General features: G+C 48.3%; 25 protein-coding genes (1 of these 25 only partly in view). 5 read left to right on the forward strand and 20 right to left on the reverse strand.

The genetic code is table 11. The features are described 5' to 3' along the window. On the reverse strand, positions 1-1,145 hold the 5' portion of the coding sequence (thiI, locus tag ACKKE8_RS22200) for a tRNA uracil 4-sulfurtransferase ThiI (RefSeq protein WP_376896251.1). 55 nt of this gene lie to the left of the window's left edge; only the first 1,145 of its 1,200 coding nucleotides appear in the window; it begins with the start codon at positions 1,143-1,145; the stop codon falls past the left edge of the window. Between the two features lie 25 nt (positions 1,146-1,170). Then, the gene (locus tag ACKKE8_RS22205) at positions 1,171-2,340 is read right to left on the reverse strand and encodes a cysteine desulfurase family protein (protein ID WP_409174925.1); all 1,170 of its coding nucleotides are present in this window, start codon (positions 2,338-2,340) and stop codon (positions 1,171-1,173) included. 276 nt (positions 2,341-2,616) lie between these two features. On the opposite strand from ACKKE8_RS22205, the gene ACKKE8_RS22210 reads away from it, so the two are divergent. After that, complete coding sequence (locus ACKKE8_RS22210) at positions 2,617-2,763, forward strand: hypothetical protein (RefSeq protein ID WP_017250402.1); 147 nt, start codon at positions 2,617-2,619, stop codon at positions 2,761-2,763. Positions 2,764-2,877: 114 nt separating this feature from the next. On the opposite strand, the gene dapF is transcribed toward ACKKE8_RS22210, so the two are convergent. Further along, positions 2,878-3,738, reverse strand: coding sequence for a diaminopimelate epimerase (dapF, locus tag ACKKE8_RS22215; RefSeq protein ID WP_409174926.1), 861 nt, complete (start codon positions 3,736-3,738; stop codon positions 2,878-2,880). A gap of 142 nt (positions 3,739-3,880) precedes the next feature. On the opposite strand from dapF, the gene ACKKE8_RS22220 reads away from it, so the two are divergent. Next, the gene (locus tag ACKKE8_RS22220) at positions 3,881-4,411 is read left to right on the forward strand and encodes a DUF84 family protein (protein ID WP_409174927.1); all 531 of its coding nucleotides are present in this window, start codon (positions 3,881-3,883) and stop codon (positions 4,409-4,411) included. A 64-nt stretch (positions 4,412-4,475) separates the two neighbouring features. Here the strand turns inward: ACKKE8_RS22220 and ACKKE8_RS22225 are convergent, their stop codons facing one another. Beyond that, positions 4,476-5,057 carry a DUF456 domain-containing protein gene (locus ACKKE8_RS22225; RefSeq protein ID WP_409174928.1) on the reverse strand — a complete coding sequence of 194 codons (582 nt, stop codon included), beginning with the start codon at positions 5,055-5,057 and terminating at the stop codon, positions 4,476-4,478. 97 nt (positions 5,058-5,154) lie between these two features. On the opposite strand from ACKKE8_RS22225, the gene ACKKE8_RS22230 reads away from it, so the two are divergent. After that, the gene (locus ACKKE8_RS22230) at positions 5,155-5,745 is read left to right on the forward strand and encodes a 5' nucleotidase, NT5C type (RefSeq protein WP_409174929.1); all 591 of its coding nucleotides are present in this window, start codon (positions 5,155-5,157) and stop codon (positions 5,743-5,745) included. A 64-nt stretch (positions 5,746-5,809) separates the two neighbouring features. Here ACKKE8_RS22230 and ACKKE8_RS22235 read toward each other — a convergent pair whose 3' ends face one another. Further along, on the reverse strand, positions 5,810-6,031 hold the full coding sequence (locus ACKKE8_RS22235) for a DUF1540 domain-containing protein (protein WP_409174930.1): 222 nt from the start codon (positions 6,029-6,031) through the stop codon (positions 5,810-5,812). 100 nt (positions 6,032-6,131) lie between these two features. Here ACKKE8_RS22235 and ACKKE8_RS22240 point away from each other — a divergent pair, with 100 nt between their 5' ends. Beyond that, complete coding sequence (locus tag ACKKE8_RS22240; protein ID WP_409174931.1) at positions 6,132-6,911, forward strand: SDR family NAD(P)-dependent oxidoreductase; 780 nt, start codon at positions 6,132-6,134, stop codon at positions 6,909-6,911. Here ACKKE8_RS22240 and ACKKE8_RS22245 read toward each other — a convergent pair. The 12 genes from ACKKE8_RS22245 to codY all read right to left on the reverse strand — a co-directional run bounded on the left by ACKKE8_RS22245 (position 6,888) and on the right by codY (position 21,011). Continuing rightward, the gene (locus ACKKE8_RS22245; RefSeq protein ID WP_409174932.1) at positions 6,888-8,144 is read right to left on the reverse strand and encodes an MFS transporter; all 1,257 of its coding nucleotides are present in this window, start codon (positions 8,142-8,144) and stop codon (positions 6,888-6,890) included. The two genes, ACKKE8_RS22240 and ACKKE8_RS22245, sit on opposite strands and share 24 nt — an antisense overlap. A gap of 120 nt (positions 8,145-8,264) precedes the next feature. Beyond that, the gene (locus ACKKE8_RS22250) at positions 8,265-9,500 is read right to left on the reverse strand and encodes an MFS transporter (protein ID WP_409174933.1); all 1,236 of its coding nucleotides are present in this window, start codon (positions 9,498-9,500) and stop codon (positions 8,265-8,267) included. A 151-nt stretch (positions 9,501-9,651) separates the two neighbouring features. Continuing rightward, on the reverse strand, positions 9,652-11,088 hold the full coding sequence (locus ACKKE8_RS22255) for a serine hydrolase (protein ID WP_409174934.1): 1,437 nt from the start codon (positions 11,086-11,088) through the stop codon (positions 9,652-9,654). A 26-nt stretch (positions 11,089-11,114) separates the two neighbouring features. Further along, entirely contained in the window at positions 11,115-12,227 is a 1,113-nt protein-coding gene (menC, locus tag ACKKE8_RS22260) for an o-succinylbenzoate synthase (RefSeq protein WP_409174935.1), read from the reverse strand. Continuing rightward, positions 12,208-13,215, reverse strand: a complete 1,008-nt coding sequence (locus tag ACKKE8_RS22265) for an ABC transporter ATP-binding protein (protein ID WP_409174936.1) — start codon at positions 13,213-13,215, stop codon at positions 12,208-12,210. The genes menC and ACKKE8_RS22265 overlap by 20 nt, the downstream gene beginning before the upstream one ends. Next, positions 13,212-14,201, reverse strand: a complete 990-nt coding sequence (locus ACKKE8_RS22270; RefSeq protein ID WP_409174937.1) for an ABC transporter ATP-binding protein — start codon at positions 14,199-14,201, stop codon at positions 13,212-13,214. Before ACKKE8_RS22270 ends, ACKKE8_RS22265 begins: the two co-directional genes overlap by 4 nt. A 22-nt stretch (positions 14,202-14,223) precedes the next feature. Then, a complete protein-coding gene (locus tag ACKKE8_RS22275) occupies positions 14,224-15,078 on the reverse strand; it encodes an ABC transporter permease (RefSeq protein WP_409174938.1) in 855 nt (284 codons plus the stop codon). Between the two features lie 15 nt (positions 15,079-15,093). Beyond that, entirely contained in the window at positions 15,094-16,014 is a 921-nt protein-coding gene (locus ACKKE8_RS22280; RefSeq protein WP_409174939.1) for an ABC transporter permease, read from the reverse strand. Between the two features lie 17 nt (positions 16,015-16,031). Continuing rightward, positions 16,032-17,630 (reverse strand): ABC transporter substrate-binding protein, encoded by a 1,599-nt coding sequence (locus ACKKE8_RS22285; protein ID WP_409174940.1) that lies wholly within the window; start codon positions 17,628-17,630, stop codon positions 16,032-16,034. A gap of 25 nt (positions 17,631-17,655) precedes the next feature. After that, on the reverse strand, positions 17,656-18,534 hold the full coding sequence (locus ACKKE8_RS22290) for a MurR/RpiR family transcriptional regulator (RefSeq protein ID WP_409174941.1): 879 nt from the start codon (positions 18,532-18,534) through the stop codon (positions 17,656-17,658). Further along, positions 18,535-20,028 (reverse strand): M81 family metallopeptidase, encoded by a 1,494-nt coding sequence (locus tag ACKKE8_RS22295; RefSeq protein WP_409174942.1) that lies wholly within the window; start codon positions 20,026-20,028, stop codon positions 18,535-18,537. Between the two features lie 206 nt (positions 20,029-20,234). Then, positions 20,235-21,011, reverse strand: a complete 777-nt coding sequence (gene codY, locus ACKKE8_RS22300) for a GTP-sensing pleiotropic transcriptional regulator CodY (protein WP_409174943.1) — start codon at positions 21,009-21,011, stop codon at positions 20,235-20,237. Positions 21,012-21,198: 187 nt separating this feature from the next. Here codY and ACKKE8_RS22305 point away from each other — a divergent pair, with 187 nt between their 5' ends. After that, complete coding sequence (locus ACKKE8_RS22305) at positions 21,199-21,288, forward strand: sporulation protein YjcZ (RefSeq protein WP_088908707.1); 90 nt, start codon at positions 21,199-21,201, stop codon at positions 21,286-21,288. A 70-nt stretch (positions 21,289-21,358) separates the two neighbouring features. On the opposite strand, the gene ACKKE8_RS22310 is transcribed toward ACKKE8_RS22305, so the two are convergent. The 3 genes from ACKKE8_RS22310 to ACKKE8_RS22320 are packed head-to-tail and all read right to left on the reverse strand — an operon-like array spanning position 21,359 to position 23,045. Beyond that, positions 21,359-22,135 carry a sporulation protein gene (locus tag ACKKE8_RS22310; RefSeq protein WP_409174944.1) on the reverse strand — a complete coding sequence of 259 codons (777 nt, stop codon included), beginning with the start codon at positions 22,133-22,135 and terminating at the stop codon, positions 21,359-21,361. Positions 22,136-22,191: 56 nt separating this feature from the next. Next, the gene (locus ACKKE8_RS22315) at positions 22,192-22,737 is read right to left on the reverse strand and encodes a hypothetical protein (protein ID WP_409174945.1); all 546 of its coding nucleotides are present in this window, start codon (positions 22,735-22,737) and stop codon (positions 22,192-22,194) included. After that, entirely contained in the window at positions 22,734-23,045 is a 312-nt protein-coding gene (locus ACKKE8_RS22320; protein ID WP_007720892.1) for a YtrH family sporulation protein, read from the reverse strand. The genes ACKKE8_RS22315 and ACKKE8_RS22320 overlap by 4 nt, the downstream gene beginning before the upstream one ends. Positions 23,046-23,059: the final 14 nt, after the last annotated feature.

Raw genomic sequence — 23,059 nt, forward strand, 5'->3', positions numbered from 1 at the left:
GTTCTCGCTACAGCATCCTCCACTAACGCTTCTACATCCAGCGCTTCCTCAAATTTTGCAGCGAGGCGAGGCTTCGGTCGCGTGACAGGATTTTTCGGGGTAAACACTGTGCAGCAGTCTTCATACGGCAAAATAGACAGCTCGTACGTATCGATTTGGCGAGAAAGGTCCACAATGTCTACCTTGTCCATGGCGACGAGTGGTCGCAGAATTGGAATCGAAATCACCTTGTTGATCGTGTCCATGCTTTCCAAGGTTTGCGATGCGACTTGACCGAGACTTTCCCCTGTTGCGAGTGCCTTGGCATTGGTATTTTCCGCTACACGCTCCGAAATGCGCATCATGAAGCGGCGCATGATGGTAATCAAATAGTCTTCTGGGCATTTTTCACGAATAGCTGTCTGAATCTCAGTAAACGGTACGACGTGAAGACGGACAGTTCCTCCCCATTTGGTCAGCTTATGAGCCAAGTCACGTACTTTTTGCAAAGCGCGCTCGCTCGTAAACGGATAGCTGTGGAAGTGAATCGCTTCAAGCGTCACACCACGCTTCAGCATCATCCAGCCAGCAACAGGACTGTCAATCCCCCCAGATAGAAGCAGCAGTACTTTTCCGCTCACCCCAACTGGCAAACCGCCTGGTCCTGGGATGGTTTCACAACTAATGTACGTACCCTCCGTGCGGATTTCTACATTAACAATCATATCCGGCTCGTGCAAATCGACACTGATAGCTGGAAGTGCACGCAAGATGTGTGTTGCCACCATGCGGTTCACTTCCATCGATTGAATTGGATAGCGTTTATCTGCACGACGAGAAACCACACGGAAAGTGCGCGGCTGTGGGTCCATTTGACGAACCAACTCCAGCGCTTTTTCCTTGATCGTTTCAATATCAGGATCTACCTGGATCGTCGGACTAAAGGAAGAAATACCAAAAACGCGTTTCAAACGCTCCATAACCGCATAGGCGTCCTCACCATGCAGCTCCACATACATCCGACCGTAATTGCGTCGAACTTTTACTTTAAAAAACGAGCGCAGTACGTTTCTCACACTTTTTACAAGTGCCTCTTCAAATTGATCGCGGTTTTTTCCTTTAAGCGCCAACTCACCATAACGAATTAAAATAACATCGTAGTTCATGTTTATCTCCTTTTAGTTGTCCACACTATTTTCTATGAGCGGGGGCAGGTTGTTGTTTTATATAAGTACGAAGCACACTGACGCATTCCTCTAACGCCTTCAAAAACTGCTGAATGTCCTCCGCTGTATTTTCCCGGCCCAGGCTTATCCGCAAAGACGACAACGCACAATCCCGCTCGATGCCAATCGCAGTCAGTACTCTGCTTGGCTCATTGACTTTGGATGAGCATGCGGACTTGGTGGAGATCAGAAAGCCTTTTTCCTCCAAAGCATGCAACAGGACTTCCGCTTTTACTCCTGGTACTGACAAATTCATAATATGGGGAGCCGTATTCGCTTCCGGGGTATTCACCATGCAACCTTCAATCGTTGCAATCCCTTCACGAAGCTGTTGATTCAATTTTTGCAGCCTGATCATCTCCACGCTGCCCAGTTCTTCTAGAATCCGGATTGCTTTTGCCATACCAGCGATGGCTGGGAGGTTTTCCGTTCCCGAGCGAACACCGCCCTCTTGGCCACCACCCATCATCAAAGGGTGAATGATCAAGCCTTCCCGTTTATACAAAATGCCGACTCCTCTGGGGCCGTAAAACTTGTGTGCAGAGACGCTCAACAAATCAATCCCTGAATCCTTGATGCGCAAAGGAACTTTCCCAATTCCTTGGACTGCATCGACGTGAAACAAGACTTTCGGGAATTGCTTCAACCATTGTCCGATTTCCAAGATCGGCTGAATGGTTCCCAGTTCGTTGTTCACATGCATGACCGAAACGAGAATCGTATCCGGACGCATTGCTTTCTGAACAGCTTCTACCGATACGCGACCTTCACGATCTACCGGCAGATACGTCACAATAAACCCTAGGCCTTCCAACTGTTTGCAAACATCGTAAACAGCCGGATGCTCTACCTGCGTCGTAATAATATGTTTCCCTCTGTTTTGATATTGAAAGGCTATACCCTTGATCGCCGTATTATTGCTCTCCGTACCACCTGAAGTAAAAATAACTTCACTTTCTTTACAGCCCAAATACTGAGCGGCAACCTTTCGCGCCTGCTTCAGTACATTTTCCGCCTCTACTCCTTTTTGATGCAAAGAAGACGGGTTTCCATAGTAGCTTTCCATCGCGCGTCTAACGGTTTCAATCACTTGAGGATGAGGCCGGGTAGTCGCACTGTTGTCCAAGTAAATCACCAGTACACACCTTCCTAAGGGCAAGATGCCCGAATACTACGCTTCATCATAACATGACTTTTCGTAAAGAACATACAAAGTATTACACTTCTCGACCTTATTTTTCCCCGATTGCGTTGCTCTCAAAAGACCAAATCAGACAATCTGAACAACCGTTCACAGACTATTCACGGATAAAGCGCTTACATCCAGATATAGGCTATTTACATTGTTTTGGCCTTTCGTTAGAATAGTCAATAAATTTAGATAAAAAACAACAACAAGGAGAGAACCACCATGACAGCACAAGCTATGCAAGAAGAAATCAAGAAGATGGAAGCCGAATTGAAAAGACTGCAAGCGGAACTGGCGAAGATGAACAAAAATACCCCTCAGTACGATCGCACGGATGTCGCATACCTAAATGAGGTGTATAACGCGTGACGCTCATTCGAATTCGATAGCGTGGTGACGGCATGAAGGATTCGCCGTGACCACGCTATTTTTTGTAAAAAAACCGCTCCTGTCGATTTCGACGGAAACGGTTTTGGCTTGCTGTTATTTAAATGGGATCTCCCCCAAATACTTACCAGAAAAAACTTCAGTAGCCGGCCCCGTCATATAGACGCGGTTATCCGCTTCCTTCCATTCAATAAAGAGATCGCCTCCTGCCAGGTGAACAGTGACTTTTCTACCGGCCTTTCCACTCAAGTGGGCAGCTACTGCAGCAGCGCAAGCTCCTGTCCCACAGGCAAGCGTTACACCTGATCCCCTCTCCCATACACGTAAAAGAATTTCCTCCTGATTCAATATTTGGATAAATTCGACGTTGGTTCGTTCAGGAAACCATTCATGGTACTCGATCATTGGCCCGTAGTGACGAACATCTTCTTCCTTCACTTCATCCACGAATAGGATGGCATGAGGATTGCCCATCGAAACAGCCGTCATTGTAAACGCAGTTCCATCTACTTCGATTACCTCTTCTCGCACTTGCTCTTCAGGAATGCCAGTCATCGGAATCGCTGCACGCTCAAAACGAGGTTCTCCCATATCTATTGTTATTTGATCGACCTTGCCGTCTGCTCCAAGCGATACGACAGGAGTGACGGTCCCTCCCAACGTCTCCACGGTAAACGTTGTTTGCTGAGTCAAACCGTGATCGTATACGTACTTGCTCAAACAGCGCAAGCCGTTTCCGCAATTTTTTGCTTCGCTGCCATCATTGTTAAATACCCGCATGCGAAAGTCTGCTCGCTCAGATTGCATAATGAGGATCAGTCCATCGCCCCCAATGCCAAAATTCCGATCGCTCACCCTTCTTGCCAATTCGGGTAAATCTACACCCGACAAGTCTTCCTCAAAACAGTTGACGTAAACGTAATCATTACCCAAGCCATGCAGCTTTGTAAATTTCATCGCCCACTCCTCTTTCTCTTTCGTATGCTAAGTCTGACTTTTTCTATGCCTATTATCTTATCACAACCTGGAGAATCGCGGTCGAATCAAAAGGTGGTATACTACCACTAGCATCGATGATGGAAAGAGGTGGAACAAACCGTTGGATTATCATATTTTCCGCTATGCACTCGGAACGAAAAATGAAGCAAAACGTCTGGCTGTGCAAAAAGCAACCGGAACGGAACCTTTCTGCTTATCGGTCCCCTCTGGCGTAGCGGCTCAACCGATGAGTGAAGAGGAAACAATTACAGGAGCGATCAATCGAGCAAAAGCTGCACGTAGTCAAACCCCAGAAGCAGAGATTGGGCTAGGCTTGGAAGGCGGACTTATGTACGATGAGCAGTTTACAAAGCAGTGGTATTTGATTTCCATCTGCGCAGCCTGGAATGGAAGTGAGCTATTTATTGGAAAGGGGTTGGCTTTTCCTATCCCGAATCAAGCCGTTCACCGAATCCAGCAGGAGCAAATTGAGCTCAGTACCATCATAGATGAATGGGGGAAAACCGTCGGCAGTAATCATCGCGGCGGCGCCTATTCCCTCTTAACGGATAATCGGGTAAGTCGTTCCGATGTGTTTTGTGACGCTGTTATCGCAGCGATTACGCCTTTCATCTCCTCCTTGTACAAATAGCAGTGGGGCAACACAAAAACCTCTCCGACTGAATGAAGCGGAGAGGTTTTGCGGTTTGATACTTTTAGCGAGCCGTATAGTACGGGTAGATGACTAATGCGCCCAAAATGGCAATAGCACCTATGATCATCGCCCAGGCACCCAGCGTCTTCGAGTTGCGTCGATACGCCAGGTAGCCAAGCACCATACCAATTGGAGCCACCAAGTACGGCATGAGAAACAGGGACAGGATCGATAAGCCCAAGCCAGTCATCCCAATACCTGTGGCCCCATTTTCCCGGCTGTCCTCGTCTGGGTCGATCTCACTGGCAGCACGACTGGTCGGAATCGGCTCGGCGATTTCCGCCGCTGCCTCGATGTCGTCATCTCTGACTTTGGCGACCGGTGAACGGTCCTCTTTGGTCAGGACAACGCCATCCAAACGCTCCGAAAAGTCGTTACGCTCCTCATCCAGCTCACCTGTATAGCGCTCTGTTAAGGAGTGGGGATCATAGTGAATCCTGCGTCTCGACCGGTCTTCCTCTGCGTCAAAGACGGCCTGTGTCCACGTATTCGCTGCAAACTCCCTGTCGTGCTGATCAACCGTCTCGGAAAAACCGGTATCTTCCTTCCGCTTCGCATCATTACGTTCGTGTCGATCCAACATAGCATGCTCAGCCCCTTTTTTGGTAAAGGATTAATTAAGTGAAGGAAGTAGCCTTATTGTCTGCCTACGTTGTACAATTTAAACGGGAGGCGAGAGAATGAAACCAGACAAAATCCTAACCATTGGTATTGATATTGACGGTACAGTCACATCACCTAGCAGTATTGTTCCGTTGATGAATGAGAGCTTTGGAAGAGATTTACGATATGAAGATTGTGTGGAGTACAATTTAGCCAATGTGTATCAAATCACGGACGCAGAGTTTGAAATGTGGCTGGATCAGAACGGGGAACGCCTTTATGATGGGGCGCCTGTTCACGGAATTGCCGATCAGGTTTTGCGCGATTGGTTTTCCTCCCACAAGCTGGTATATATCAGTGCTCGTGAGGATCGTCACCGCGATGTGACCTTACAATGGTTTGCTCGCTACAATATCCCTCACCATGAAGTGGATTTGATTGGGAGCCACGACAAGCTTTCAGCTGCTCGCAAATGGGGCGTGGACCTTTTTTTGGAGGATCGTCTGGAGAACGCTTTGCAATTGTCAGAAGCGCTGCAAATTCCCGTGTTCTTGTTTGACACTCCGTATAATCAGGCTTCTCTTCCCCCACTCGTCCATCGAGTCACTTCTTGGGAAGAGGTTGCCCAACAAGTCAACGAGCTTTTTCCAGCTAAGACAAGCGTATAGGTTGAATAGCAAAAAGACGTATCACCTTAACGGGATACGTCCTTTTTGCGCCGAAGCATCGCTACTACTTCTCTGATTTCTTCGGCTTGAACGTCAGACAACAGGTCTCAGACGAAGTGGACGCCTGATCCTTATGCTGCGTATTTTGACCGAACTCACCTGCAAACTCTTCTTTCAAGTTAACAGTTGCGTGAGCGTCAATCTCTACCATGATTTCTTCGGCGCTGCAAAGATTGCCCTTCGCCCAGTATTCACAGTTTGCTACAGAACATTTTACTGCTGGCATGTGCATTCACCCCCTAGAGGCTAGCCTTCACATCAACTCAGGGGCTTATACTTTGTCATTTACAATGGAAACAAACTCTACAAGGAAAGAAGAGAATGACATGTCGATTCCCCGTATTGTCGTCATCACCGGGGCTTCTGGTGGCCTTGGTCTAGCTTTGACTCGACTTCATTTGGAAAAAGGAGACTGTGTCATTGCCACAAGCCGGAAAGCGATCACCCAGGAACTCGTTTCGTTACAAAAAGATAATCCTGATCGACTCCATCATTACCCGTTAGACGTCAGCAGCAACGAAGACATTCGGCAGTTTGCTGCATGGGTGCACATCCGCTTCGAACGTTGCGATTTTCTTTACAACAATGCCGGGATGGCCGTCTTTGAACCGCTGATCGAAATGCGCGTAGAAGAGCTGGAAGAAACACTGCGAACGAATATTTCCGGTGTTCTCTATACGACACGTGCCTTTTTGCCGATGATGCTTCAACAAAAGCAAGGTCATATTATCACGGTTGCCTCACTTGCCGGACAGGTCGCAACAGCCAAAGCTGCGGTGTATGCAGCCAGCAAAGCAGCTGTCATCCGCTTTAGTGAAGGGCTGCGCCACGAGCTGCAAGGCAGTGGAATTTCTGTAACGTGTGCGATGCCAGGGCCGATCGACACACCCTTTTTGGAAAAGGCAGACAAAACGGGTAGCTATCGCAGCAAAGTTAGTCGGTATTTATTGACGCCAGAACAAACGGCAAAGGCCATTTATCGAGCGGCGGAAGCAAAGCGGGCAGAGGTTGCCATGCCATTTCGTCTGCATGCGCTCTCCCGCATCTACTTCCTATTGCCTCAGTGGCTAAAAAACCTCGTCTCACCTCTCCTCAATCGGAAGTGATGAGGAATCGTCCAAGTTTTTCAATCCCGCGAATGCAATGAGACCGAAAATGATACATACGGCTGCTCCGGCTCCAATGATCCCTTGAACGCCCAAGAAGGGTATGAGGAAGCCAGAGACAGCCGCTCCCGCTGGCATTCCTGTCCCCGTAATCGTACGAACACTGGTCAATACCCGCCCCAAGAGAGCATCGGGCACCTGCTTTTGCAGATAGCTTCTATACATGATGTTATAAGGAGCAAAGCAAAAGCCCGCCACAACCATCGAAGCCATCGCGATCTCCAACCTCGAGAATAATGCGATCGGCAATGTGGTCAATCCCCACGCCACGATAATCCCTGCTAGCGTCGACCCCAACGGAAGTTTCCACGTAACTGTCGAGAAAAAGAGGGAGCCTAGTAATGCCCCGACTGCCAAAGAAGACCACAGCATCCCTAATGCAACAGATCCCCCTGCCAAATCCTGATTCGCATACAGGGGAAGTGCAATTTCAATAGGACCGTACGACATGTTAAATAAAAATGTAAAAAAGACAAGAATAATCAATTGCTTGCGTCCAAATATATAGCGATACCCTGTCCGCATGTCACTCAAGAGAGAACGAAAGAACACGCCCATTTGACCTTTTGCAATCGTAGTAGGATTCGCACTTTTCGTAAGCTCACGCGGCAGTCGGGAGAAGCAGAAGGCACATACAAAAAAACTGGCCGCATCGATCAACAGAACATAAGCTTCCCCAATCAACCCGATTAAAACACCCGCGAGTGCCGGTCCAAACATATAAACAATTTGCCATTGCGTTTCCATCACGCCATTCGCTTTCACCAATTGATTTTTGTCCGAGACGATTCTCGGCAACAATGTTTGCGCCCCAGCTGTGCTCAACGGAGAAAGGATTCCTGCAATCACAATCAGTATGTATATCACAAATAGCGGAACTTGATCGACTTGCAATAATGCGACCAACGCTATAAAAATGAGTCCTCGCGCCACATTGTCCATCATGATGAGCTTGCGTCGATCAAACCTATCCAGCAAAACTCCCGCGACTAAACCAGCAAAAACAGCAGGGAGCATATACGCAAGAACAACCCCACCCATCGCAGCAGGTGAGCCTGTTTTATTCATGACAAACCAAGTCAAGCCCATCCAGCCAAACTGATCCCCCAGACCAGATAAAAACATCCCCAGCCAATACCAACGAAATGAACGCTTCCGCCATAATTCCTTCATGCTGCATCTTCCTTTTTCTCTTTTTTCCATTCATTGTATAATCAGATTCATACTTTTTCAATAATTATATTTATTAAATCTAAAAGTTTCATTTTATATAATAAAGAGCCTCTGCTCCAATTAAGCAGAGGAATTTCTCCTTAAGTCTGACTGTACGTCTGCGATCTTTTGCAACTTACGACGGCTCCAAAGCCACAGAAGTCCTGCTGCAACCCCAAAGAAACCAAGCCACACGGAGACAGCGGCACTGCCGACCTGCTCTGCACTGAACCCGAGAATCAAGCAGCTCGCAGAAAAGCTTCCCATGGTCGCCATTTCTCGAATGGAAAAAACGCGAGCCAAATAAGCAGGATCAGACAGTCGCTGAAGCTTCGTCACAGACAATATCGATGAGCTAAACTGAGCCGTTGATGCAAAGAGGATGGCGATTGCCAATCCAAGTAGTGGTTTCGTATGAAACACGGCGAAAATCGAGCATCCCATCGCAACGAGCGCCCATCCCTGGATACGCCACGTTCCCTTTTCACTCAGGCGCTCAGACAGCTTGTTCACGGCAATCCCGGCGATCACACCCCCGAGGCCCAGCGGAATATCCAGGAGTCCGAATACATACAAGCCCTCTCCCCGCTCCGTAAGAACATAGTACATCAGCATAATGTAATAGGCGCCACATACCCGTTCCGCCATCTGATAGCCGATCACACTGCCAATTTCCCGATGTTTGCCGATATAACGGAAGCCCTCTTTTAGCCTTTCCATAAAAGATACAGCCGCTTTCGATACAACATCATTGGCGATATGCGGAAGCGGAAGCAAGATGAACAGCGACACCAAATAACAGGCGGCATCGAGCAAAAAGTTGTAACGGTAGGAGAACAAGTAAACCAGAACTGCTGCCACACCCTGACAAACAATAATGAGAAATGAAGTCGTCCCTTGCAAAAGGGAATTGGCAGCCAGCCTGTCTTTTTCCTCCACGGATTGTACGATCGCTACTTGCATGGCTGGTTGAAAAAAAGCACTGCAAATATTAACCAGAATCAATAACAAAAAAGCCACCCATAAGTAGGTCGCAGATGTAATGAAGAAAAACAAGCTGACGAGAATGCCGCGAAGTAGATTGACGACAATCATGACTCGCCGTTTATCCCAATTCTCCACAAGCGTCCCTGCGAAAAAGCTAGCAAATACATAAGGGATCATGCGAAACACAGTACCTGCCGCAAAAGAAAGACCCGATCCACTTAAATCATGTAAAAGTCCAACGACCGCAATAAATGTAAATTCATTTCCGATGATGTGTACAATGTGGGCCGTATACAAACGGCGAAAGACAGGATGTTGCAAAATCGCCACAGAAATGCACCCTCTCACCGTTTTCAATATTGTAGCATTTGTCGAAAAATAAGCGCAAATCCATCTTGCGAAACGGATCGTTTTGTTTTTACAAATAGAAAGAACGCGTACCTCGCAAGCATAAGCTCTTGCAGGTACGCGTTTTGCTGTATTATACCGTTTGTTCTTTTTCGGCAAGGACCTTTATCAGCTGACGAGCCCCAAAGCCCATCCGTGTTACTACTCCTGCCTCATCGCGAACGAAGCGGATAAACGCATCCGTTTCTCCCCGCTTCATGACGAAGCTGTCTTCTCCCACTGAACGAAGTGGAATATTCGTTCCATTACTCTTCGCTACCAGCTCGTTCTCTTCGATTTCTACCGATACAGTAGCACCTTCGGACGAGCGGTACTCCCCTGTAAATGCAGCGAGTGCATCTACAGAAATTTCATAATCCGGATATTGGAACGGCACTGTACTCGGAGGGCGGCCATTGGTTGCGTTTAATATGCCATGCATCAAATCTGCCATTGGCCCGCCATCTGTGTTCATCAGTATGGCTCCTGTCAGGCCCCGCTCCGGTAAAACAAAAATTTGTGCCGCAACTCCCTTGATCGCTCCACCATGCTCAATGAGTGTTCCATCATGGCAATTGGCTACAAACAATCCATAGCCGTATGCTTGAAACGGCGAAATCGAGAAATGAGGCGCCGTCATGGCCTGCGCACTCTCAGGTGAGAGCAAGCGATTCTCGCCCACCAGTCCACCCGTTCTAAAAATTTCCGTATAGCGCAATAGATCGTGAATGGTCGATTTCAGAAAACCAGCGGCACGCATCGATGGTGAATCCCACCATGAAGGTGAACGGAATACCTCACCGCCATCCTTTTCGCTCTTTCGGGTGAATAGCGTAGCCACCTCTGCTTCCTCTGGCAAATCTTCAACGAGAAAAGCACTGTTCTTCATCCCGGCAGGCTCCAAAATATGGTCATGCACAAACTGCTCGTAGGAAACCCCGCTCACTCGCTCAATAATCAGACCGAGCATGGCATAACTGTCGTTGGAGTAGCTAAACTCCGTCCCTGGCGCACCTAGAAATTCATAATTCAGCTTGCCGATATAGTCCATGAATTCTTCTTTTGTATTGATCTCTTCCGCTTTATCGAGATCAAAAGCAAGACCGGAGCTAGAGGACAGGTCATCCCCTCCCTCCACAATGCTTCTTTTCATTGCACCCGCTAATGTATCCAAAGGGGGAAAGCCGGCGGTATGTGTCATCAATTGATGGATGGTAATCTCGCGAGTATACGTTTCATTAGGTGTGCGTAGCTCTGGAAGGTACTTGATCACCGGATCATGAACCGATAGCTTTCCTGCGTCCTGAAGCTGCATAATGGCCACACACGTAAAGGACTTGGTAACAGAACCAATACCAAACACCGTATCAGGGGTTAATGCTTTTGCATCCTCTGTGTTGTCTGCCAAACCGAAGCCATGGAAATACTTCAGCTCTCCTTGCTCCGCCAATCCGACTGCCGTTCCTGTTACTTTTACCTCTGCAAGCAGCTTCTGCGCGTACTCCTCAAATGATTGAACCCAATCCGCCATGCTCCTTCTCCCCTTTTCATTTTTGATTAAGGCCGGAAGTTTGCCGTACGAATTACATAATTGCCGATCGCCTTTTGGTTCAGGGTATAACCGATGCCCGGGGTATCTGGTACTGCCAATTGGCCGGGAGCCATCAGCTCTACACCATTCTCCACGATGTCTTCCTCCCAGTAACGGCTGGAGGCGGCTGTATCACCTGGGATCGTAAAATTCGGCAAAGAGGTAATCGCAATGTTGTGCGCGCGGCCGACACCCGACTCAATCATGCCTCCGCACCAAACCGGAATGTCGTGTGCCTGACATAAGTCGTGAATACGTTTGGACTCTGTTAATCCACCGACCCTCCCCACCTTGATATTAATAATGCCGCAGCTGCCTAGCTCTATCGCTTTTCTGGCATCATCCACATTGTGAATACTTTCATCGAGACAAATGGGAGTGGACAGCTCCCTTTGCAACTTGGCATGATCAATAATGTCATCATGGGCGAGTGGCTGTTCGATCATCATCAGCCCATATTGATCCAGCTCCTTCATCACATCCAAATGCTCCATCGTGTAGGCGGAGTTCGCATCCGCCATCAGCGGGACACCCTCGCCAAAGCGTTCGCGGATTGCTCGAATCACCTCTACATCAAAGCCCGGCTTGATCTTTACCTTGATCTTCTTATAGCCCTCACCGAGATGGCGCTCTACTTTTGCCAAAACTTGATCGACAGTCGGTTCAATACCGATGCTGATCCCTACATCTATGACAGATTTCTCGCCTCCTAATGCTTTGGCGAGAGAGATTCCTTTTTGCTTGCTATAGAGATCCCAGATTGCGCCTTCTAATGCCGCCTTCGCCATGTTATTGCGGCGAATGGGGGCAAACAGCCGATCCACATCCTCTGGGGTCTCGATCTCACTCGTGAATAGCTTCGGAATCATAAACTTTTCCATCATGTGCCATGCTGTCTCGGTCGTTTCTTCACTATAATAAGGGGCCGACATCGCCACACTTTCCGCGTGCCCTACCTCTCCCTCTCCATACACACTGACCAGAATGAGCTCTTTGATGGTCGTATATCCAAAGCTCGTTTCAAAACGGAAACGAAGTGGCATGTGCAGTTGCTGCAATTCAATTCGTTCGATTTTCAATGTACTTCATCCCTTCTGTTCCATATAAATGACAAGCGACATAATGTTGTGGCGAAGCTAATGTAGCGACAGGACGCACTGTGCGGCAAATGTCCGTGGCATATGAGCACCTGGTATGAAACGCACACCCAACGGGAACATTTGCTGGCGAGGGAACATCCCCGGAAAGAACGATTCTCTCCTTCTTCCGAAACGGGTTGGCTTTGGGAACCGCTGACATGAGCGCTTCCGTGTACGGATGCAACGGTCGCGCAAACAGATCCTTTTTGCTGGCGATTTCGACGATTCTTCCAAGATACATGACCGCAATCCGGTCGCTGATGTGGCGAACGACACCTAGATCGTGTGAAATAAACAGATAGCTCAAGCCTAGACGTTGCTGCAAATCCTGCAAAAGATTCACGATCTGCGCCTGAATGGAGACGTCAAGTGCTGAAACCGGCTCATCTGCTACGATCAATGAAGGTTCTACCGCCAGTGCTCGAGCGATCCCGATCCGCTGCCGCTGCCCTCCGCTAAACTCATGGGGAAAGCGAGTAGCGTATTGAGCATTCAGTCCGACCATCTGAAGCAGTTCTTTTACTTGATCGCGCCTTTCTTTCGTAGACATCTGCGGATCTTTGACGCCTAACGCTTCCTCCAAAGCCCCTTGCACGGTCATCCGTGGATTTAACGACGCATACGGGTCCTGAAACACGATTTGCATTCGTTTGCGGAGTGGACGAAAACGTGCAGCCGACATATCCAAAATGTTTTGCCCCTCAAATTCAATCGTTCCACCCGTCGGCTCAATGAGACGCATGATGCTGCGACCAGTCGTTGACTTGCCACAACCGCTTTCTCCTACCAACCCAAGCGTTTCGCCTTTTCGCAACTGGAAAGAAACCCCATCAACTGCCTTGATCACTTCGTCGCTATTGCGAAACATTCCTTTGCTAATGGGAAAATACGTCTTTAAATCGTTTACCGATAACAAGATATCACTCATACCGCCATCTCCTTGTTCTCGTACAGCCAGCATCGAACGGCCTGTGTGCCTGTGCCTGTTGCCTTAAGCGGCGGTTTTTCTTGGTAACATCGCTCTTCGGCCTGCGAGCAGCGGAAGCGGAATGCACACCCTTGTGTCACTTCACCCAATAGCGGGACACTGCCTTCAATCGGATCGAGGCGCAGCTTCTCCTCCTCATCCAGATCGGGGATGCAACGTAAAAGTCCAATCGTATACGGATGCTTCGGATTGGAAAACAGACTGGCAACGTCAGCTTCCTCTACGATCTCCCCGTAGTACATGACAAGTACACGATCAGCCATTTCAGCCACCACTCCCAAGTCATGCGTAATGAGCAGCAGGGAGGTATGGTCGTTCTCCTTCAGATCGTTCATCAGTTCCAAAATTTGCGCTTGAATGGTCACATCTAGTGCAGTCGTCGGCTCGTCTGCGATTAGTAAATCTGGGTTGCAAGCCATCGCCATAGCAATCATGACACGCTGCTTCATCCCACCTGATAGCTGATGGGGATATTCCCGCATGATGTCTTCCGCTCTCGGCACGCCCACTTTTTTAAGCATCTCAATCGCTTTTGCTTGGCGTTCCTTTTTCGATAAATCGGTATGCAGCTGATACACTTCCTCCAGCTGTCGGCCGATCGTATGGACCGGATTGAGTGATGTCATCGGTTCCTGAAAAATCATCGCGATATCTTTTCCGCGAATGTTGCGAAGTTCACTGGCACTCAACTGGTTCAATAAGGTATCACGGAACCGAATGCTACCCTCCATCTGCGCATTCGAGCGTGACAAGAGCCCCATGATCGCCAACGACGTCACGCTTTTTCCACAGCCAGACTCGCCTACCAGTGCGACCGTCTCACCTTTTTTCAGTTGAAAAGAAATACCTTGCAGCGCTGGCAGCTCGCCCTTGTCCGTCTTAAACTGCAAACGTAAATCATTTACTTCCAAGAGTACCTCTTTCATCAGCTCGTGCCCCCTTCATCCATTACCTCGTTTTCGGGTCAAATGCATCCCGTAATCCGTCACCTAACAGATTGAAGCCAAGGACAACCAGCATGATGGCCAATCCTGGAAAAATGGACATCCACCAGGCCTGACTCAAGAATGCCTTGCCGACAAAAACCATGGCTCCCCACTCTGGCATCGGTGGTTGCGCCCCCAATCCAAGAAAGCTCAAAGCAGCTGCCGCCAAAATACTCACACCGAATTGAATGGTGGAAAGCACGATGATCGGGGAGAGAATATTGGGTAAAACATGCTTCAGCAAAATCTGCCAGTCCCTAATCCCCAGAGCGCGAACAGCCTCCATGTACTCTTTTTCCCTTATGGATAAGACTGCAGAGCGAACGACCCGCACATAAGACGGAATAACGGCAATCACTACCGCAATCATGGCATTCGTTAAACCGGGACCCAAGACCGCAATGACAGCGATCGCCAGAAGCAGGGCAGGAAGTGACATGAGAATATCCATGCCCTGCATGATAAACAGATCCACGCGACGATAATAGCCAGCAATAATACCGAGCGTTACACCTATCAAGGTAGAAAGCACAACCGTTATCAGGCCCATCAGCAAGGAAATTCGCCCCCCGTGCAACAAACGGGAAAAAATATCTCTGCCAAAATCATCTGTTCCGAGAAAATGAGTCAGACTCGGAGCGCTTAATCGGCTGTTAAAGTTCATTTGTTCGACAGGATGAGGGGAAATGACTGGAGCAAGAAGCGATCCCAGTGTAAAGACGATCAGGATGACCACACCCGCCATTGCTGTCTTATTGCGTCTCAGCCGTTTGCCCATCCCTCCCCAATACGACTCCGGACGATTACTGTTCACCATCCATCTGCTCCTTCCTTAGTCGAAATGGATTCGCGGATCAATTCGGCTGTAAATGAGATCCACGATCAAATTGGTTAAGGCAAAAATCAGCGCCATGAAAAACACCATGCCCTGTATGGTCGGCATATCCCGTTTACTGATCGCCTCAATCGCCAGGCTGCCGATCCCTTGCAGAGTAAATACGGTTTCCACCACCACAGCTCCAGCCAGGAGCGAACCGAACTGCAAGCCTAACATCGTGACAACAGGAATAATGGCGTTCGGCAGACCGTGGCTCAATATGATTCGGAAAAGCGCCGCCCCCTTGGCCTCGGCAGTCCGCATGTAATCCTGCTTGATGACTTCCAGCATGCTGGATCGGGTCATACGGGCGATCATTCCCGCTTCCGCCATGCCCAAGGTGATCGCTGGCAGCAACAGGGAATGAATCCCCTCATAGCCGGAAATCGGAAACAAGGCTAGCTTGTAAGCAAAAATCCAGATGAGAAACAAGGCAATCCAGAAGCCGGGTGCCGAAATACCGAGTAACGAGGTAAGCACCACAAGCCGATCGATGATGGTGTTTTGTTTGACGGCAGCAATCGTACCCATCAAGATACCGAATATTGCGGCAATGATTACACTAAGGATGGCAAGCTGCATGGTGATCGGGAAACGGTTCATAATCTGATCCCATACCTTTTCGCCAGTGAATAACGATGTTCCCAAATCGCCAGCGAACAGGTTTCCAGCAAATCGCATGTATTGCTGCCACAGTGGTTGATCCAGACCTAGCGTCGCTCTCAATTGGCTGATGGCCTCTGGTGTTGCAAACTGTCCGAGTATTTGTGTTGCGGGATCGCCCGGAATGAGGTGCACCATCAAGAAGATCAGGACGGATACGCCAAGCAGTGTACCCACCAGGGAAAGTAATCTTTTTACTATATATCGGCGCATGCCTTCACCTCCGTTGTCTATTTTTCGAGCGTGACATCATGCAACGTAATACCTTGCGTGAACGGATTGACTGTAAAGCCTTTGACCCCGCGAGTTGCTACAACCGTCTCACTTACCCATAAAGGGACCCACGGCAAATCATTTAGCAAAATCTCCTGTGCATCTTCGTAAATCTTGAGACGCGCCTGCTCATTCATTTCCAAACGTCCTTTGTTCAGTAAAACATCCAACTCAGGGCTGTTGTAATGAGTACGGCTTGTTGAATTGCTTTTTTCAAAGATGAGGTACAAGATATCAGCGTCAAACCAGCCATAGTACATCAAAGCCATGTCATACGACTTTTTCGAAATACGCTCTTTGATGGTCGTCATTTCTTGCACGCTGATTTTCATATCAATACCTGCTTCTTTCAGCTGGCTCTGCAAAATTTGCACCGCTCGCTGAAATGCTGGCTCTTGAGAGACGAGCATTTCTATAGACAACGGTTTTCCGTCCTTATCTACGATGCCATCCCCATTACTGTCCGTCCAGCCTGCTTCCGCTAGCAACTCCTTAGCTTTGCCTAAATCTCTCGTATACAACTGCTTCGCCTTGCTCTCAATCGCTTCACTGTAGCCATAAATCGTGGGTGCCAATGGACCATAGACCGGCTTGCCGAATCCGTTCAATGCTACCTGAACAAGTGGATCGCGATCTACGGAGAGGGCTACTGCTTTACGCAGACGGACATCTGAAAACAACGGGTGCTTATTGTTAAAAGCGATGTATTTGTTTCCAATGTCCATCACTTTCTCAATATTGACTCCGGGCAGTGTCTCCAGCTCCGCAACCGAGTTCGGCGGCGCATCATACAACACATGGACCGTACCCTTTTTGAATTCCATCAGCCGCGTATCGTCGTCTTTCATAAGCCGGAACATAATACCGTCCACTTGCAGAGGACCTTTGTTGGTAGCGTACTCCGGTGCCCAGTTATAATCAGGATTTTTCTTATAGGTGAGCGAAGCACCCCGCTCGCGTTTGTCAAAGATGATCGGCCCCGTCGCAGATGGGTTATTTGCGAAGCCATCCCCTAATTCTTTTGCCTTTTTGGCGTCAAGAGGCGAGACTAATCCACCGACAATGACGTTAACAAAAGGGGCAAACGGTTGGCTAAAATGCACCTTGAGCGTTTGCTCGTCTGTTGCTTCCACTTTTTCAATCGGACCTGCAAGCCCCTTCACAGGCGAAATGGCAAGCAAACGCTCAAACGAATCTTTTACGGATGCTGCCGTCATTGGATCGCCAGAGTGATAGCGGACATCTTTGCGGAGGGTAAATGTCCAAACCTTGCCGTCCTGCGAGATTTCGTACTTCTCTGCCAAACCCGGATGGAGTTTGCCTGTTGCATCGCGGGTCAACAAAGGCTCGTATATTAAACTGTTTTCCATACTCAGCCAGCTCGTTTTGTGCATATCAAGCGAGTCTGGGTCCGTCAAGGAAGCGATGACTAATGTGTTACCTTTGGCCGACGTGTCATTCCCCGTTTGATTGGTCGGCTGTGAGGAGCAGCCTGCAATCAACGCCGTTGCTACAAATACACTCAAGGCCCCTTGCTTCCACTTGTGAATCTTCATGTCCCATCCCCCTTATCAATTGCCGTTACACTTCGGTCCCTTCCGCAAACGGGTATATTTGTCGACTTGTCTCTTCATATTCTTTCAGTCTTTGTTGTACCTGTTCCCCATCAGCCTGAACCACACCACTGATCAAAATATTCAGCATGGAAAAGATCGCCGTCATTCCTTTTAAGGCAGTAGGAGCAGGTGCGCTGACTTTCAAAATTTGGTCGGCTACTGGCCCAATCGGAGATAGCTCATCGTCTGTAATCCCGATGATTTTGGCGCCTCTCTCTTTGGCTGCTTTTGCAAACAGGATCGTTTCACTCGTATAGCGGGGGAAGGAGAGTGCGATCACGAGCCACTCCTGATTGATCTGGGTCAACAGATAGTTGACGTCATCAACTGGCCCATTGTACAGATGCGCGTTTCCTCTGACGACATTCAGTGTAAAGGCGAGCCAATGGGCTGGAGCATAGGAGCTGCGAAACCCTACCACGAGAATGTGTTTGGCTGCCATAATACTTGAAACCGCTTGCAAAAGATGGTTCTTTTGCAACTCCCCTAACGTTTGCCGAATATACGCAACATCCTGCTCCATGTTATAAGAAATCAGGTCTTGTTTTCCCTTCATCTCCACAGCCGCTGTTCGAAAACTGTGGATGGCATCAGCTTTTGGGACTTTTTCCAATAAGGAGCTGCGAATCTCATTTTGCAATTCGCTATACCCGGAGTAGGCGAGAGCGTAGGATAGTCGGATGATTGTCGTTTCGCTTGTACCGCTCAATGCCCCGACAACTTTGGCTGGTTGCAGTGCAACGGACTTCGGCTCGGCGAGAATGTATTTGGCTGCGAGTTTTTGTTGGTTGGTCAATTCCGGATAATGCTTGCGGATGCGCTCCTGTACGGATTCCATGATCATCTACTTCCTTGTCAATTGATGTAGGTTCCACTCTGTGGCTGGGTCTAACGGATAAATCGGACGAATGGCGCGCTCGTATTTGAAGAATCGGAAGTTGAGCGTCGTCAATCCCGGCGAATCGACGGTAATGACGCGTGCGCTGATCGGTTCGAAGGATGCTCGGAAATGTGTGCTTGATTTCAAGGCCACGATTTTGTATTTGGTCACGTCAATTCCGTGCAACAGAAAAATTTGCTCATCCAGCACTTGCGATTTCACGGAGCAAACCAGTACATCAACCCCGTCAATTTGCAAGCGAACGGACTTGCCAAAATTCTCATGCCCCCCTTGCCCCATCGGCGTCGTTGCAATGAATTTTCCATCTGTCAAAGCTTTGACGTAGGCTGTTACTTCAAGTGGTTCTCCATGCAAGTAGTCTGTCTTTCCACCCAGTGATAATTGTATGGTAGCGCCTACTCCAGCTTGATGGGCAATCTGGACCACTTCGGGATCGTAAATAAAACCAAAGCATGCATTTGTCAGCTTGGCTTCCAGCATTGCCCGCAGTAAATGCGTTCCGTCTCCGGGTGTGCCTCCGCCTGGATTATCTGAGGTCTCATTGATTACGATGGGCATGCCTTCCGTTTCCAGTGCCATCGCAATTCCCTCGGCAGGAGTGGGCATGTTCAGCTCGAATTCATCCCGCTTTTCCCAAATCAGACTGGCGACATCCTCGCTCACTTTTTTGGCGAGCTCCTGATCGTTATTCGTAACGCTCAATACGGAGACGCCCAGCTCAGGAATGTCCGTGTAGGGAAATCCGTGGAAGAATGCACAGTCGATGACGCCTTCTTCCTTTTCCCACGCCCAGCAGGCTTCGTTTATTTCGCGTGCCGGGGAATGATGAGTAGCTGATGTCGGAATCAATAGTGGCAGTCGGGTCAAATGCATGGTCGGCTTGATACCTTCCGTAACCATCTTATGCGCTAGGTCGATCGCTTCAATTCCGCGTTCATAGCAATCCACATGCGGGTAGAGGTGAACACCCAGAAGCGCATCGGCCTCATCCACCATTTTTTGTGTCATGTTTGCATGGAGGTCGAGCGTAACAATTAAGGGAATGTCATAACCGACCAACTGACGCACTGATGCCAGAATGTCGCCCTCCAGGTCATCGATTCCTTCTACGACCCCCGCTCCGTGAAGACCAAGACAAATGGCATCTGCACCTTCTGTCGCGGCAATGGTGTCAAGAAGCTCCTTTTTAATCTGGTCATACGCTTCTCGTAAAATCGTCCCCGCTGGATACGTAAAGGTGAGAAAGGTCGGCAGTAACTCGATGCCCAGCTCTTCCGCGCGATCCACCATCCCTCCCGGAAAGTTGCGAACGCCCCGATTGCGATTCACAATCGTTTCATGATAATCCCACTCATAGCTTTGAAACATCTCAAGCGTCGTGGGCACATTGGAAAACGTGTTCGTTTCATGCGCAATCCCACCAATAATCACCTTCATTCTTAGACCCTCCATTCGATTTTGAAGTATGAACTTTAAATTTTTGATTTTTTTGAAGTTTCAACCTTTGTGGACATTATAAAGGGAAGAAAATCATTAATTCAATCGCTAAATCATGAACGTTTTATCTATTCTGCTATACTCGTTGATTCATAAATAAAAGCTCTCCCTAGTACAGGGAGAGCTTCTTTCGTAGCTCATGCCATTTATGAGGTTTTCCATTTCGCCAATTCAGATGGGAACTTGTCATTCAGCACTTTGATATATGTACCCTTCATCCCTAACGAACGGGATTCCAGCACACCCGCGCTTGCCAGCTTGCGAAGAGCGTTCACGATGACAGAACGTGTCAGACCTGCTTGATCTGCCAGCTGACTAGCTACCAGCAAGCCTTCGCGTGCATCCAATTGCTCCATAATTTTTTCAATCGCGATCTGTTCACTGTAGGACAACGAAGAGAGTGCGATTTTGGCAAATGTTTTGTCGCGCACTTCATTTTCAATCTGTTCTGTGCGCTGACGAACGATTTTCATACCGATTACGGTAGCACCGATCTCGCCCAAAATCAGATCCTCTGTTTCAAACTGACCGTAAGCACGCAGCAGGACTAGTGTGCCAAGACGACTTCCCCCTGCAATGATAGGAACAATCGTCGTCATCATTTGCGGGAAGATCGAATTCAGCTCTTTTGGAACCAGGCTGTACGGACTGGTAATCGGCTCGTTCGCCAAGGTTTGTGTAACTTCCAGCAGCTTCTGGTGTACACCTTCCTGCAGCTGCGTGGAGGAACGACCGTCTTCTTGCAGGGAAATCTCCTGATTCATTCCACTTCCCAGGATCGAGCCATCTGCTGTAATGATATAAACATTTGCAGAAATCACTTCAGATAAAAGTCTTGCAAGATCTTGGAAGGCTACTCCGCTTCCACCCATTGTTTTTTGAAGCATCACATTAATTTTTCTCGTTTTTTCTAACAAATTCATAATAATATCCTCCTCTGGATTCTTCATGCTCACAGTATTGTCAGAAAAATCCAGCCCTATACATGCAAATCGAAAAATTAAAAAGAAAGTTGTGTACAGGAATTAGGTAGAAGCCTCGACACCGATTCATAGATCAATGACTATCCTATAGGGAATTAACTACATCTTTCGGGTGGGAGGAATATCGATGAGTTTTTTTAACGGTGGCTTTAATGGGATTGCGCTGGTTCTCGTCTTGTTCGTTCTGTTGTCTATCGTAGGAGTTGGAGATGATTAAGACCTCCATAAAGAAAAAAGGCTGACAGAGTGGTCATTTTCACTCCGTCAGGCCTTTTTTGTATCCTACTCTATCGAAGCTGCTGCTTAATGAGTGCTTCAATCGCTTCTGCAATGACATGCGTATGTTTGTTCACGTCTGCATTCGTTAAGCGGAAACGGATATAGCGTTCATCGAGATTAAACGCTTCTTCAAATGCTCCCATAAAGCCTCGCGCACGTTTATCCAGTTCCAATAAAACTTCCAATTCGCCATCGCGAAGGTAGAAGACTACTTCGAGTTCCTCCAATTGGCTACGGTATGGCCCTGTCGGACGGAATTCAAATTCCTGTACAAACGGATGATTGCGGCCCAGGTGGCGATTGTATTCGCAGTCTACCTTATACAGCTGGAATCCGATCTGTTGAACAGCATCCAACACTTTGGACATTAACGGATGTGGGCGAACCTCGATGAAATCGGAATCCCCCGGGTCAATCGCATTTTTAATATCGAGACCTGTCCGCAAGTAAACAGGTTGACGCCCCATCGTCAATGGCGTTTCATACGGCAATTGAAAAGCGAATGGCAAAACGGTTTCTTCTTTCGGTTTCAATTGTACCCGCTCAGACAGACGGTATTTTACTAGTGTGCATTCTTCCTTCGTCTTGCTGTCGTTGATTTCTCTTTCATAATGTGTGACGACATACATGTAGATTTCGTCGATTTCCTGGGCCACATCTCCACCCTTGATATGGACCTCACCTCTGACCATATCTCCGGGAATGAGTGAATCCTGCTCAAGACGTGCATCTACTTGGGCAGAGCCAATACCTACACTAGCCAACAATTTTTTGAACATGGACATGTGTTCGCCTCTCCTTTATACCGACCCAGACCTACATGATCTGGCTATCAGATATTCTATATTGAAATATACGGCGGAAGAAATAGAAAGTTTCGCGCAATCTTTTGCCAAACATCATCGGGTATAACGTCCGCTGTCACGAACACATGCAGCGTTCTACTGATCACCACCGTTTTGATTCGTACCTCCACTGTCGTTCGATCAGACAAAATATATTCGCGGCGTCGCAGCATTTCATGCAAGACCTGATGGACCTCCGCAACCTGCTCAACCTTCTTCCCTTTTAACGAAGCGAGATCCTTTTCCACGCGATCGACTACTTGTACCACAATGGTGGCATGCAGCGGCTGCTTCTGATCCGCAGTGAGGACAGAAGCGCGTACGTCTTCGATGACAGACTCTTGCTTTTTGCGATAGACCCGCTGATTTTGCTTCAGCTCCAGATTTTCCTCGTACAGTTTTTTGTTTTGGAGCTCCAAGCTTTTTTTGATCAACATCATCTGTTCCATTTCGCGTCCGTATGTAAATAAAATCACCGTTCCGCCCAACACGCACCCCATGAGCAAAAGAGCGAGGTAACGTTTCCAAAGAGTCACCTTCATGAGCGCACCTGTACCAGCCAATGCACACAAATCGTTCCGATATGGGCACCCAAGAATGCGACGACGATCATCACAAGCTGTTTAAAGACAGGTGTCAAATTTCCCATCAGTATTTTTTCGATCTGCAAAAACGAATCAAAGGTTCCGCCCAATGCCCCAACCAATCCCCATATTTTGAGCTGGTCAGCCAATTGGGCCATAGATAACAGCGGAGGCTTTTCTGTGAGAAACGCGCCCACCCCACCTGAAAGAGCGCCGCCGACCACAATGCCATAAGCCACGAAAAACGTCAAAATGACTTGTGCCATCTTGTGCTTCATCC

This window comes from Brevibacillus fortis (assembly GCF_046196545.1).
In the GTDB taxonomy this organism is placed as follows: domain Bacteria; phylum Bacillota; class Bacilli; order Brevibacillales; family Brevibacillaceae; genus Brevibacillus; species Brevibacillus fortis_A.